This window comes from Pseudomonas sp. C9, assembly GCF_002000165.1.
GTDB lineage: Bacteria > Pseudomonadota > Gammaproteobacteria > Pseudomonadales > Pseudomonadaceae > Aquipseudomonas.
Genome location: NZ_MPAK01000001.1, coordinates 718,954 through 733,407 on the forward strand (window position 1 = coordinate 718,954; position 14,454 = coordinate 733,407).

Here is a 14,454-nt window from a genome sequence, read left to right on the forward strand (position 1 = left end):
CGGCTCGGGAGTCGCCAGACATTCGCCGACACCGACAAAGCCATTGCGGCGATCTTATATGACGAACATAATAAATAACAACATCTCAGCGACACGTGGCCTTGGCAAGGCCCGTTCGGCGACAGGAGCCGTTCATGAAAGTCACGAAAGACCAGGCAGCAGCCAACAAAGAGGCGATCCTCACTGCCGCGTCCCGCTTGTACCGGGAAAAAGGCATCGACGGGATCGGCATCGGCGAACTGTCGCGTTCAGTCGGCCTGACCCACGGCGGCTTCTACGGACAGTTTCCAGGGGGCAAGGAACAGCTGGCTTCAGAAGCCGTCAGCCGCACGTTCGAGTCCAACATCCAGGATTGGCAAAACGCTAAATCCATACCGGCGCTGATTGAGGGCTACCTGACGCAAAGCCACATGGATAACTGGACCGAAGGCTGCCCCATCCCCGCACTGGCCGCTGACGTCGCCCGAACCGGCGGCACGGTCAGCAGCTCGTTCACCAAAGGCGTCGAGCGCTTGATCGAAACGCTGATGGTGCTTGTCGAAGGCGAAAACCATGAGGAGAAGTACAAGGAGTCGCTGCGAATCCTGTCCGCAATCGCTGGCGCAATGCTCATTGCCAGGGCCCTGGACAAACCCGAGTTGTCACAGCAGGTCTTGCAGTCGGTCATCAGTGCCTGGCCTGCCAGCCCTCCTCCAAAAGAACGGGCGGTGAAACGTCGCTCAACGGATGAGGACTGAATGGGGTATCAAATTTGCCGGCAAATGGATGCGAGCAAAAAAAACGTGGCGTGAGGTTGCCCTCACGCCACGTTCATTTACTACCCCGGGAAGTCCGCGTCCAGCCAACTCCCGGTGGCCTCAACCTTCAGCCAACGCGTGTTCGCGAATGAGCTTCTTGTTGATTTTCCCCACACTGGTCTTGGGGATTTCAGCCACGAACTTGAACTGCTTGGGGATCGCCCATTTGTTGATGCGGCCACTCTCGACAAAGCCTTGAAGATGCGCTTCAAGGATTTTACGATCCAGATACTGCCCCGGTTCGCACACCACCAGCGCCATGGGCCGTTCGCCCCACTGTTCATCGACAATGCCGACGACCGCGACGGACATCACCGCCTCGTGCTCGCTGATCAGGCTCTCCAGCTCCAGGGAGCTGATCCACTCGCCCCCGGTCTTGATCACATCCTTGATTCGGTCTTTGATTTCCACCCCGCCCAACGGGTCGATGGAAGCCATGTCGCCGGTGTGCAGCCAACCGCCCTGCCACAGCTCGGCACCCTTTTCGGGCTCATGCAAATAGCCTTGGGTCAGCCAGGGCGCGCGGACCACGATTTCCCCAAGGGACTCACCGTCATGGACAACGTCATTGCCACTGGCATCGATGATTTTCAGGTCAACCATCGGCACCGGTGTCCCGGTCTTGATGCGGGTGGCCAGTTGCTCCTCGGTGGATTGCGCAAGGTCGTCTTCACGCAGGTAAGTCAGGCACAGCAGTGGGCAGGTTTCCGACATGCCGTAACCGCAGTGCACCGCAATCCCTTTGGCGCTCGCCTCGCTGGCAATCCCCAGGGTCAACGCGCTGCCGCCCAGGAGCATTTTCCAACCGTCGAAACGGGTCTGTTTGGCCGCCTCGCAGTTCAGGATCATTTGCAAAATGGTCGGTACGCAGTGGGAGAACGTGACCTTTTCTTCGCGGAAGAGTTTGACCAGGCTGTTGGGTTCGTAGCGGCCGGGATAGACCTGCTTGATGCCCATCAGTGTCGCGACATACGGCACACCCCACGCATGCACGTGAAACATCGGCGTGATGGGCATGTACACGTCATCGGAACGCAGCAGTGGCTGACCTTGATAAACGCCCAGCGTGGCGACGGCATTCAACGTGTGCAAGACCAATTGGCGATGGGTGAAATACACCCCTTTCGGGTCGCCGGTGGTACCGGTGGTGTAGAACAGCGTCGCCACCGAGTTCTCGTCGAAATCGGGGAAGTCGTACTGGTCTGAGGCCTGGGACAGCAGGTGCTCATACTCGCCCAACACCGGTAATGAGGTATCGGTCGCCGAATCGTCCGTCAATTGCACGTAGCGTTTGACGGTGGTGAGTTTGTCCTGGATCGGCTCCAGCAACGGCAGGAAATCATCATGCACCAGCACCACATCGTCTTCGGCGTGGTTCATGGTGAAGAGCACCTGGTCCGGCGAAAGACGGATGTTCACCGTGTGCAGCACCGCGCCGATCATCGGCACGGCGAAGAAGCACTCCAGGTAGCGATGGCTGTCCCAGTCGAGCAATGCCACGGTGTCGCCAGCCTTGACGCCGGCCGCCGTCAGGGCATTGGCCAGCCGGCGGATACGCTGGTTGAGCGTCTGGTAGCTGTAGCGCAGTTTGTCGGCATACACGATTTCCCGGCCCGGCTCGTAGCGCACACCGGACAGCAAGAGCTGTTTGATCAGCAAGGGATAGGCATAGGCGCCGTCGGCGGGCGGGATTATTTTTGTCGCCATCATGGTTGGGGGTTCCTGGTCCTTTTTAGCGTTGGCTCAATGCCCCGTGATGCACACGGTTGCATTCGACTTCCGGCGCTAGGCCGGAAGTCGCGGGGGCATGGCGATCAGAACTGCTCTGCATCCAGTTCGTAGAGGCATTCGCTGCCGGCCTGGGCCGACGCGCTCAACGAATGGATGCGCGGCAACAACCGGGCGAAGTAGAAACGCGCGGTGCCGAGCTTGCTCGCGTAGAAGTCGTCCTCGGAAGGCGCGCTCAGGGCGGCCTTGGCCATCAGCGCCCACATGTAGGCGTAGGCGGTGTAGCCGAACACATGCAGGTACTCGACCGAGGCTGCACCGATTTCGTTCGGGTTGTTTTTCGCCCGGTCCAGCAACCACTCGGTCAATTCGTCGAGGGTGTCCAGCGCGGCGTTCAACGGCTTGGTGAACTCGCCAAGGTCAGCACTGGCGTTGGCGGTGAAGTCGCGAATTTCCGAAGCGAACAGACGATAGAGCGCCCCGCCGCTGGCGACGATCTTGCGCCCGGCCAGGTCCAGCGACTGGATGCCGTTGGTGCCTTCGTAGATCTGCGTGATGCGTACGTCGCGCACCAGTTGCTCCTGGCCCCACTCGCGAATGTAGCCATGGCCGCCGAAGACTTGCTGACCGTGAATCGTGGTCTCCAGGCCCATGTCGGTGAGAAACGCCTTGGCCACCGGCGTCAGCAACGCCACCAATTCTTCAGCACGCTTGCGGGTCGTTTCGTCTTCGCTGTACTTGGCGGTGTCCAGTTGCATGGCCACGTACGTCGAGAATGCACGACCGCCTTCGTTCAAGGCTTTCATGGTCAGCAGCATGCGGCGCACGTCCGGGTGGACGATGATCGGGTCGGCGGATTTGTCTTTGCATTGCGCGCCGGTCGGCGCACGACTTTGCAGGCGGTCACGGGCATAGGCGACGGCGTTCTGATACGAGCGCTCACCCTGTGCCAGGCCCTGGATACCCACACCCAGGCGTTCGTAATTCATCATGGTGAACATCGCCGCCAGGCCTTTGTTCGGCGCGTCGACGATCCAGCCTTTCGCGCCGTCAAAGTTCATGACGCAGGTAGCGGAGGCCTTGATGCCCATCTTGTGCTCGATGGAGCCGCACGACAGGGCGTTTTTTTCGCCCAGTGAACCGTCGGCATTGACCAGTACTTTCGGCACCAGGAACAGGGAAATGCCTTTAGGCCCCGCCGGTGCATCCGGCAGGCGGGCCAGGACCAGATGGATGATGTTTTCCGTCAGGTCGTGGTCGCCACCGGTGATGAAAATCTTGCTGCCGCTGATCGCATAGCTGCCGTCGGCCTGAGGTTCGGCCTTGGTGCGGATCAAGCCCAGATCGGTGCCGGCATGGGCCTCGGTCAGGCACATCGAACCGGTCCAGGTGCCGGCGTACATGTTCGGCAGGTACGTCGCTTTCAGTTCTTCACTGGCGTGGGCCTTGATCGACAGGCACGCGCCGGCGGTCAACATCGGGTACAGGCCGAACGACAGGCTGGCCGCGTTGACCATCTCTTCGACCTGCGCGGAAATGGCCTTTGGCATGCCCATGCCACCGTAGTGCGGATCACCGCCGACACCGACCCAACCGCCCTCGGCGAATGCCTGGTACGCCTGCGCAAAACCGTCCGGTGCGCTGACCGAGCCGTTGTTCCAGGTACAACCTTGTTCGTCGCTGGCACGGTTCAAGGGTGCAATGACTTCGCCGCTGATTTTGCCGGCCTCTTCGAGGATCGCGGCAGCGGTTTCTTCATCGATCACTTCAGCCAGGCCAGGCAAACTGGCCCACAGCCGGGACACCTGAAAAACCTCGTTGAGTACGAAGCGCATGTCGCGCAGAGGAGCGTTGTAGTCAGACATCTTTAACTTACTCGGAAGTGGTCACGGCATGGGGCATGCCAGGACGTTGAGCGGTATCGCAGGTATCGGTTTGTGCTGGGGTTTCGTCGGTAACGTCACCCCGTTCCAGCGCCCGATTGCGCAACAGGAAGTACGACAGGGCCGGAATCAGGATCAGCGCGCCGAGCATGTTCCACAGGAACATGAAGGTCAGCAGGATGCCCATGTCAGCCTGGAACTTGATCGGCGACCAGACCCAGCACACCACGCCTGCCGCCAGGGTGATGCCGACCAGGCCGACCACCCGGCCCGTGAACGACACGGCGTTGCGGTAGGACTGGGACAGCGACAGACCCTGGCGCTGGAAATGCAACTGCACACTGAGCAGATACAACGCGTAGTCCACGCCGATCCCCACCCCCAACGCGATCACGGGCAAAGTCGCCACTTTCACGCCGATGCCCATGGCCACCATCAAGGCTTCACAAAGAATCGAAGTCAGGACCAGAGGCAACAGCGCCACCAGCGTCGCGCGCCAGCTGCGGAAGGTGATCAGGCAGAACAACGTCACCGCTGCGTAGACGTAAAGCAGCATGGTGTGGTTGGCCTCGCGCACCACGATGTTGGTCGCCGCTTCGATACCGGCGCTGCCGGCAGCCAGCAGGAACTGACGATCATCGGTGCTGTTTTCCTTGGCAAACTTGTCCGCAATGGCGACTACGGCGTCCAGGGTTTCGGCCTTGTGGTCCTTGAGGTAAGCAATCACCGGCATCAGCGAGCAATCGGTGTTGAACAACTCAGGAGAGTTGACCGAGGCTTGTTGCGCGGCGTAGTTCAGAACGTCCTGGTTACGCTGGATGTTGTTGAGCTTGGGGTTGCCCTCGTAGGTCCCGGCCGTGATTTGACGCACGGCGTTGACCAGCGACGTGGTCGCCTGCACGCCCGGATTCTGTTGCAGTTCCCAGGCCAGGCGATCGGCAAGCACCAGCGTCTTGTAGTTCAGGCAGCCTTCCGGTGCAGTCTTGATCATCACCGCAAACAGGTCGCTGGACAGTGCGTAGTGCTGGGTGATGTAAGCGTTGTCACGGTTATAACGCGAGTCGGCACGCAACTCCGGCGCACCACTTTCCAGGTCGCCGATCTTCAGGTGCTGGCTGACCATGAAACCGCCGACGCCCATCAGCAACGCGACCAGCACAGCACCTGTCGCCCACTTGGCGGTGGTGAAGCGGTCGAGCATATCCCACAAGCGACCGAAGCCTTTGTGGCGGTCGGCGCGGGTGTCGATTTTCAGGGCACGTTCGGCCGCCTTGGCGCCGACGCCGACATAGGACAGCGCAACCGGCATCAGCAGCAGCGAGGTAAAGATCAACACCGCAACACCAATACTCGCGGTAATGGCCAGGTCCTGGATCACCGGAATGTCGATCAGCATCAACACGGCAAAGCCCACGGCGTCGGCCAGCAGCGCGGTTACGCCGGCAATGAACAGACGGCGAAAGGTGTAGCGCGCGGCGATCAGCTTGTGGGTGCCGCGAGCGATGTCCTGCATGATGCCGTTCATCTTCTGCGCCGCGTGGGACACACCGATCGCAAAAATCAGGAACGGCACCAGCACCGAGTACGGGTCGATGGCGTAGCCCAGCCAGGCGACGATGCCCAGTTGCCAGACCACCGCGATCAACGAGCAGCCGACCACCAGCAGGGTGCTGCGTACGCAACGGGTGTAGGCGTAGATGATAATCAGCGAGGTCACGACAGCCAGGCCGAAGAACATCATCACCTGAATCAGGCCATCGATCAGGTCGCCCATCAACTTGGCGAAACCGATCACCCGAACCTTGTAGTGACCCTTGCCTTCAACGCCGGACTTGCGCGCTGCGCTGTCACCGGCGTATTCGATCTTGTCGCGCAACTGCTCTTCGAGCATCTGCGAGAACGCGTGATAGTTGATGCGCTGGCCGCCAGCCGCTGCCTTGTCCATCAGCGGCACAATCAGCATGCTCGATTTGAAGTCGCTGGCCACCAGGCTGCCGACGATACCGGCACGGGAAATGTTCTGGCGCAGTTGCTCGATTTCTTCAGGTTTGCCCTGGTAGGTATCGGGCATCACCGGGCCACCCTGGAAACCTTCCTCGGTGACTTCGGTCCAGCGTACCGCCGGGCTCCACAACGACTTCATCCAGGCCCGCTCGACGCCCTCGGTGAGGAACAATTGATCGTTGACCTGCTTGAGCACGTCCAGGTAACCGGGATCGAAAATATCGCCCTGGGTGTTTTCCACCACCACGCGCACCGAGTTACCCAGGCCACGCAGCGACTGGCGGTTTTCCAGGAAATTCTGGATGTACGGCTGGCTTTGCGGAATCATTTTTTCGAAGCTGGGACGCAGCTCCAGGCGTGTCGCGGCCATGTAGCCCAGCACCACGGTGGCCAGCGCCATCATCAGCATGAACAGCGGGCGGTAGTTGAACACCAGCCGTTCGAGCAGATTGCCGGATTTACGGTCGAAATCGCGCACGTCGCGGATCACCGGCATGGCGTCTTGTTTGATATTGCCCATGTCTGGGTTCTCGCTTTAAAGGTTCAAGGTCTTATTCGACGAACAGTGCCCGGGCACCACGGCTACCCGCGACCACCAGTGAGCCGTCGTTGGCCTGGGTGGCGCCGGCTATCGGCGTCGGTACGGGGCGCTGAACCAGATGCAATTGCGCGCCAGTGCCCTGGCTGACCAGCATCTGCCCGCCCAAGGTGAACAGGCGGTAATCGCCATGGAGATCGATGAGGCCGGCGGTGACGCTGATGTGCAGGCCGCTGTCCAGCGCGGTCCAACTCTGGCCGCCATCGGTGCTGCGCAACACGTTGCCGCGCAATCCGTAGACGACCACTTCCCCCGGCTTGCCAATCACGCCGAAGAAACTGCCTTGATAAGGGGTTTGTACGGCGGCGAAACGCTGGCCGACGTCATCCCATTTGAGCAACAGACCTTGCTCGCCGGCGATATACAAAGCGTCGCCAGTCGAAGCGATGGCATTGAGGTGAAAGCCTTGCGGGTTGTCGGTGCGATCCTGGAACGGGGTCCAGGTCTGGCCACCGTCTTCGGTACGCAGAATCAGGTTGAACACGCCGACCACATAGCCGACCTGTTCGTTGGCAAACCAGACGTCGAGCAAAGGTTTGTCGGCGCCCTGCTCTGCCAGTCGCTGGCCTTCGGCAGCCAGCCGCGACCATTCTTCGTTACCCGGTTCGGCGCTGGCCAATGCATCGTAATGCTTGACCAGCAACTCACCGATCTGGCGTCCATCCAGTTGTTTGGTCCAGGTCACGCCAGCATCACTGCTGTGCAACACCACGCCGTCATTTCCGACCGCCCAGCCTTCCCTGGCAGATGGAAAATTGACCGCACTGAGATCGGCACTCACTGGCACGGCTGCTTGCTGCCAGTGTTTACCGCTGTCATCGGAATAGAGAATGTGTCCACGCTGCCCGACGGCAACCAAACGGTCGCCCGCACGGGTCATGCCGGACAACGGACTGCTGACCGCCAAGGCACTGACTCTGGCAGGCAGGTCCAGCACATCGATATAGCCGGCCGCCTGGGTGGCGCCCTGTGACAAGACAAGCAGGGCGCCGAACGCCAGCTGCAGGTACTTTTTCGAACACATACCGCGTCCTCTTGGGAAAACCGCGTCAGGGCCTGCAACCATGCAGCCCGACGTTAAGAACTGGCGCCGCGCTGATCAGCGAGCACCAACCGTCGCGCGGTCACACGGCTTTGTGAGCCGTGGACCGCATGAACGTTTTGTCGCGGTTTGCTTAGCGAATGCCGGCGCCCGCCAGGGATTCCGACGACCACTGAGCCTTGGAGAGCGGTTCGATGTATTTGATGCCGCCGTAAGGGCCGACCACACCGTTGATGTTGTAGGAACCGCCCACCAGGTCATAGATCATGAACGGGGTGGAGTCTGGAACCTGCTTGTCATAGCTTTGGCTGAGGAAGGCAAACGAACCACGGTAGAGCTGACCACGGGCGTCATATTGGTCCGAGGCCAGAGCTGTCCAGCTGTCTTCGTCGAGGTAGAAGCGACGCTTCTGGTAGATGTGACGTGCGCCGGCCTTGAGGTTGCCTTCCACGACCCATACACGGTGTTTTTCCCAGCGCACAAAATCAGGTGCCAGGTGATTCGGGGTGGTCAGCGACTTCGGATCCTGGACGTAGGTCAGCTTGTAGGTGTTGTAAGGCACGATCATTTCCTGCTTGCCCACCAACTTCCAGTCGTAGCGGTCCAGCGCGCCGTTGAACACAAACACGTCGTCGTAGGTGCCTGCGCCTGCGGTGCCTGGGTTAGGCGTGTCGTAAGCCAGGTTCGGCGCGAGCTTGACCCGACGCTGGCCAGGCAAGTACTGCCAGGCGCGACGCGGTTGTTGCAACGGGTTGGCGGCGTCCTTGAGCATCACTGCTTCGCCGGCACGACGCGCCGGGCCGGTGTACTGCAGCTTCATCTGGTAGTACACGTCAGCGCTGCTGATCGGCTGCGAGAGGTTTTCATAGATCGGGTAGGAGATGTTCGCTTGCCCGGTGGTCGCCAGGCTCGCCACGCCAGCCGAGTCGACGTTCCAGGAGTCGTACTTGGAGCTGATGCTGACGCCTTGGTAGCGCAACAGGAAGTTCCACATCGCTTCGTTGCCCGACTGCGGAATCGGGAACGGAATGCCCGGCAACACGTTGTCGATGGCCAGGCCACCTTCAAGGGACTTGGCGCCAGTGGCGTTTTTCACGCCGTTGTCCAGGATGGCCTGAGGCAACGAGACGGTACGGTGAGTCGGGTACACGTCAACATGGAAGGTAGGGAAACGCTTGGCCAGTTCCGCCGTGGTTGCGGTGAGCATGCCCTTGTACTGATCGACGTTCTTGCCGTCGATGACCAGCAGCGGCTTTTCGCTGGCAAAAGGATCCGGACGCATGCTGTCACCGGATTTGAAGCTGGCCGGAGGCGTGGTCAGACCACCGTTGTAGGCGGGGATGGAACCATCGGCATTACCGGCTTTTTCAGCACCGACCAGGGTCAGGTTGCTGCCCAGTTTGGCGGCGTCCTGGGCCGATACGGCGGCGTGTGCCTGAGCAGCGATGACCATCGCCAGCGAGGCAGCCAATAGGGTTTGTACAAATTTCATATTGTTATTCTCCTGCTTGCATTGAGCAAATCAGTGGTGAATCAAAAGGTGGTTTTCATCGTCAGGTAAACAGCACCACGGTCTTCAGTCGTGGCACCGCCACCCGAGAAGGACGAATAGCCACCGGCGTAGCACGCATAGTTTTCGTTACCGCTAAAAGCGTTTGGAGTAGAGCCATCGCCCCCTGTCGGGCCGGTGCTCACGCCACTTTTATTGCACTTTTCGGTCTGGCCGAAGGAGTCCACGTATTTCAGGTCGACAAAGTATTTGTTGTACACAACGGCACCCACGCCGACGGCATAGTTGCCAGTGTCCTTGGCACCGCCACCGGACACCGGTGACACGCCGTCAAGACCCACGTTGACGGACATCGGAGCGTTGAGGTCGACGCCTGGGAACACTTGGTACCAGGTCGGGGTGAAGTTGACGGCCAGGCCCCAGTTGTCACGGGTCGGCGCGTCGATGCCGCGATAGGTGCCCTTGCCCTTGTAGAGTGCTTCGTTCTTGTCATCGAGGCTCAACAGGTTGCTGTAATACAGTTCAGCAAGCACTGTTGCCTGATCGAACACCGGTGTTTTCGGCAGGGTCATCAGACCGTTGAGCGTCCAGTGCAAGGTGTCGCCGGTGGCGCTCATGCTGTCGCCGCGGCTCGGGGTGTCATAGACCACACCCGTGGCATCCGTACGCGCCGGCAACAGGCCCAGGCCTTTGCCCAGACCCAGCGGGCTGGCGGTGCTGACAATCGCCGGGATACTGGCCAACGGCATGTTGTGACGGATGTTCAGGTCCGAACCCACGCTCACCCCGCCCACGTCCTTGGACAGGCTCAGGCCGGCGATCTTGATGTTGTCGGCATAGGCCAGTTGATAGGTGGCAGTGTTCAGCGAGTTGAGGGTGTTGACCACCGCAGGCACTTGCCCGGTCGGGCGGGTGCCGTTGGGGTTGGCCGAGGTAATACCTCTGGCATCCAGCCACGCTTGCGGCAGGATTTCCGACGTTTCGCGGTAGTAAACGCCGAGTGTGCCATCCAGCCAGGCTGGCGACCACTTGGCCATTACGCCCCAGTCGCCGCTGTCGTGCGGTGTCAGGTCATGACCGCGACGCACGTTGGTCAAGCCGTTGCACGGCGCCAGGCCGCAACCCAATGGGCTGCCAGGTACCACGGCGTTGGTGTTGCCGAGCAGGAACGACTGCGCACCGAAGCCGACCAAGTCGGAACCACCGTAATAGGTGCCCGCTTCCGGCAGACGCGCAGCATCCCAATTCAGGAAATACTGGGCGCCCACGGTCAACTCGGGATTGACGGTGAACGACATCGACAACTGGTTACGCGGCACGAACAGCTCTTTGGCTTCAGTACCCGGCGATGCGGCCAGCTTGGCCAGATCGAGGCCGGACTGGCCGTAGCTGACCGAATGCACCGGGTTGAGAATGGTCTCGCCCCAGAACACGTTGTGCTGGCCAGCCTTGGCGCTGAACATCGACTCCTCGCCCACTTCGGTGCTGTAGAACACGAAGGCATCGAGGATTTCGCCGGACGGACCGGTGTAGTAGCGCTGGGCGTAGTTGCTCAGGTGCGGGCTGCCATTACCGACGTTGTCGTTGGTGACACCGGCCAGGCGTGGATCGTTGGCGACCAGACCGGAGCGTGCATCATTGCCGTTGACGAACGGGTTGGAGTTGGAACCGGTGTTCTCATACGCCTTGTCGTACCAGCTGGCGGCGCTGACACGAAAGCCCATGGCGTTCTTGTACACCACGTCCATCTCGGTCAACAGATCGACACGGTTGGTGATGTTGGTACCCGCCTTGCGGAAATTGTAGTCACCGTCGTTGTTGTTCGGCGTCCCCAGCATGCGCTTGTCGGCGCTTTCGGTACGCACACCGTAGTTGTACTTCACGGTGTTATCCAAACGAGCGGCCCAGTCCGGATTACCTGTATCAAATTCAAACGCGTGGGCGGTCGGCATTGTCGCGGCCAGAATGGCCGAGGCCAGCAAGGTGTATCGCGAAACTGTGAACCCGTGACTCTTATTGTTGTGCATTGCGTTGTCTCCGCCATTTTTGTATTTGTTTTAAGCACACTCGCCCTCACGCACCCCCTTGTTCCAGGGAGTTGCGCTTTCCAGGAGTGAGGGCATTTGCCGGTTGGCTTAACGCCAGTCGGCTCCTGAACTAGCGATCCAGCTCGAGGACGAGTGCTTCGGCTTGTGGCCAGTGGCCAAATCCTGCGGCCGGATTAAGATGACCCACGGCACCGAGATTTCGCAGTTCGGCGCCCCAGCCCTGAGCCATATCACTAACGGCTTCCAGGCTGGCGAGGTAATCATTGGTGCTGCCGACCACCAGACTTGGGAACGGCAACGGACCTTTGGGCAGCGGATCCCAACCATGGGCCCGCAGTGATTCAGAGGAAGGATAGCCTTGCGGCCAGATTGCGTTGAGATCCGGAGGTGCAGCCAGCAGCGCACCCTTGATCGGGCGACTGTGCTTGGCGGCCCAGTGCGCGACCATCAGGACACCGGCACTGTGGGCGACCAGAATCACCGGCCCTTCGATTTGCTCCAGTTCGTGCTGGATTGCACGGACCCGTGCGGCACAGTCGAGCTTGTCGGTTTCAAGCGGAGGGACACTGCGTACTTTGCAGAGTTTGGCCTCAAGCAATGTTTGCCAATGCTCGGCTACGTGCTCACGCAGGCCAGGCACGATCAAAACGGTTGCGACAGTTTGCAGTTTGTCCACATCAGCACCTACGCTTTCTCGATGACTCGACTGACTCAGTGGTCAGAAGCTTTTTGTAGTGCTGACATTAAAGAGCGCCCACCCCCGGCGCTTTTCATTGGACGTCAGTCGCTTTTCTTTTCATGACAGATTTTGGGGGGTCGACGTGAGGTGCCCGCTGGTCGAAAACTGCAACGAGATTGCCCAAGACCACTGTAATCAATACGTGAGAAGGGTTTACCTCGATGTGATGAGGGCGATTAGAGGTGTCACCGGCTGTACATCAGCGCCAACACCACAACTTTTCATTTGATGATGTGCTGGATATAGTCGCCTCGCTCATTCCAACGCTACCGGCCCAGGGAAGACTTTTCGCATGACAAAGCTTGTTCGCGCTGCCGTCTTGACCAACTACCTGGAGGTCACTCAATACCTGGGGTTCAACCCCCGTGACGTACTGGCTGCCAATGGTTTGAGCAGGGCCCAACTGCTGGCGCCGGAGCATCGCATCCCCATCGATTCCGCCGTGGGTCTGCTGGAGGATTCGGCCGTCGCCAGTGGCTGCCAGAGCTTCGGCCTGAGCATGGCCGAGTCGCGTCAACTCTCGGACTTCGGGGTGGTCAGCTTGCTGCTCACACACCAGCGCACGCTGCGTGAAGCCTTGCAGGTCGTGGTGCATTACCGTCACTTGATGAACGACTCGCTGGCCATCTTCATTGAAGAGGCCGGCAAGTTGGTGATCATTCGCGAAGAGGTGGTCACCGACACACTCCGGCCGTCCCGGCAAGCCAACGAGCTGGCGATCGGCGTGATGTTCCGTTTGTGCTCGGCGCTGTTAGGCGCGCATTGGCACCCCTACAGTGTCAACTTCACGCACCAGCCTCCAGACAACCTGCAACTGCATCGCCGTCTGTTCGGCTGCACGCTGGAGTTCGGCAGTGAGTTCAACGGCATTGTCTGCCCCAATGCCAGCCTGGATGCGACCAACCCCCATGCCGACCCGGCCATGGCCCGTTACGCCCAGGGTTACCTCGACTCTTTGCTGAGCACTGAAGGGCAATCGTTGCTGTTCGAGGTGCGCAAGGCCATTTACCTGCTGCTGCCGATGGGGCGCGCCACCATCGAACAGATCGCCCAGACCCAGGGCATGAACGTACGCACGCTGCAACGTCGCCTCAAGGATGACGGCTGCGCCTTCAACGACCTGATCAACGACGTGCGCCGCGACCTGGTGCTGCGTTACCTGGAGAACCCGAACTATTCGCTGGGGCGCATCGCCGACATGCTCGGCTATTCCATGGCGAGTTCCTTCACACGCTGGTTCATCACCCAGTTCGGCATGCCCCCCGCCGCTTGGCGCGCACAAAAGCCAACCCCTTCAAAGCCTGTCTCGGGTCCCGACGAATCCTGAGCCAGCCGAACCTTCGATTTTTGAGGTATTAAACATCGCCCGAAAGGTCTTGTTTAAAACCCGTCCAGGTTACGTCCTGAAAGCCACAAGACCTTGCGCCGTTACCTACGGCTACGCCAGAATCCGCCGGCTTGTGCGCCTTGAGGCCGCTCGGTAACTTGATTCGTGTCACTGCCCATCAGTGATCGGGTTTAGTCGCCCGTTGATGTCAAGAACGCACAATGCCTCTATCAGCCAGGTCTCCCATGCCTGCACTCGATGGCGGCTGTGCGCAGGGCGCTTCGGCGCGCCGATTTCTTGGCTCATCGGTCGACTAACCTGTGCACAGCTGCCTCCCTTTCGTTTAGTCGCGAGCTGGTTGCAGCCTCTCTCATATGAGGTTCGAGCCAATGTTCAAAGTAACGCCAAACCCACCAGACACCGATCCGGTGTCCCCGTACGAACCCGATTCAAAAAAGCTCAACGAGGCCGCCGAACGCGCCCTCAACTTTCACTTCCCGTCGAATGCCGACATCAAAGCCACTGCGCGTAAACCCAGCAAACTGTTTGCCGTGGACCCAGAGGCCACAGCCGAAACCCTGGCAGTGTTTTTGGTCGAGACGCTGGCCTCGGTGGATGTGATGGTCCATCACTTGGTGGATCATCTGGAGGGCGAGTCGCGCCACGCCCTGCTGGGTATTTCCAACAGCATCATGGTGGCGGAGATCACGGCGAACCGGGTGCTGGATCACATTGATCCACCGGTGTAACCGCTGACTTGTCGCGAGGGGGCTTGCTC

At 60.0% G+C, this 14,454-nt stretch carries 10 protein-coding genes; 3 read left to right on the forward strand and 7 right to left on the reverse strand.

Annotation, left to right across the window (positions count from 1 at the left end):
- Positions 1 to 134 precede the first annotated feature (134 nt).
- Positions 135 to 737, forward strand: coding sequence for a TetR/AcrR family transcriptional regulator (locus BMS17_RS03315; protein ID WP_046028023.1), 603 nt, complete (start codon positions 135 to 137; stop codon positions 735 to 737).
- Between the two features lie 120 nt (positions 738 to 857).
- On the opposite strand, the gene BMS17_RS03320 is transcribed toward BMS17_RS03315, so the two are convergent.
- From BMS17_RS03320 to BMS17_RS03350, 7 genes are all read right to left on the reverse strand, one after another.
- Complete coding sequence (locus BMS17_RS03320) at positions 858 to 2,507, reverse strand: fatty acid--CoA ligase (protein ID WP_046028024.1); 1,650 nt, start codon at positions 2,505 to 2,507, stop codon at positions 858 to 860.
- A 104-nt stretch (positions 2,508 to 2,611) separates the two neighbouring features.
- Positions 2,612 to 4,390, reverse strand: a complete 1,779-nt coding sequence (locus BMS17_RS03325; protein WP_046028025.1) for an acyl-CoA dehydrogenase C-terminal domain-containing protein — start codon at positions 4,388 to 4,390, stop codon at positions 2,612 to 2,614.
- 7 nt (positions 4,391 to 4,397) lie between these two features.
- Entirely contained in the window at positions 4,398 to 6,932 is a 2,535-nt protein-coding gene (locus tag BMS17_RS03330; RefSeq protein ID WP_046028026.1) for an RND family transporter, read from the reverse strand.
- 31 nt (positions 6,933 to 6,963) lie between these two features.
- Complete coding sequence (locus tag BMS17_RS03335; protein ID WP_077430414.1) at positions 6,964 to 8,034, reverse strand: YCF48-related protein; 1,071 nt, start codon at positions 8,032 to 8,034, stop codon at positions 6,964 to 6,966.
- A 151-nt stretch (positions 8,035 to 8,185) separates the two neighbouring features.
- Positions 8,186 to 9,544, reverse strand: coding sequence for a DUF1329 domain-containing protein (locus BMS17_RS03340; protein ID WP_046028028.1), 1,359 nt, complete (start codon positions 9,542 to 9,544; stop codon positions 8,186 to 8,188).
- A gap of 41 nt (positions 9,545 to 9,585) precedes the next feature.
- A complete protein-coding gene (locus tag BMS17_RS03345) occupies positions 9,586 to 11,589 on the reverse strand; it encodes a DUF1302 domain-containing protein (RefSeq protein WP_077430415.1) in 2,004 nt (667 codons plus the stop codon).
- Between the two features lie 130 nt (positions 11,590 to 11,719).
- Positions 11,720 to 12,286, reverse strand: coding sequence for an alpha/beta hydrolase (locus BMS17_RS03350; protein WP_046028034.1), 567 nt, complete (start codon positions 12,284 to 12,286; stop codon positions 11,720 to 11,722).
- A gap of 355 nt (positions 12,287 to 12,641) precedes the next feature.
- Between BMS17_RS03350 and BMS17_RS03355 the strand changes: the two genes are divergently transcribed.
- On the forward strand, positions 12,642 to 13,676 hold the full coding sequence (locus BMS17_RS03355; RefSeq protein WP_077430416.1) for an AraC family transcriptional regulator: 1,035 nt from the start codon (positions 12,642 to 12,644) through the stop codon (positions 13,674 to 13,676).
- 389 nt (positions 13,677 to 14,065) lie between these two features.
- Positions 14,066 to 14,425, forward strand: coding sequence for a DUF6124 family protein (locus BMS17_RS03360; RefSeq protein WP_077430417.1), 360 nt, complete (start codon positions 14,066 to 14,068; stop codon positions 14,423 to 14,425).
- The last annotated feature ends 29 nt before the right edge of the window (positions 14,426 to 14,454 follow it).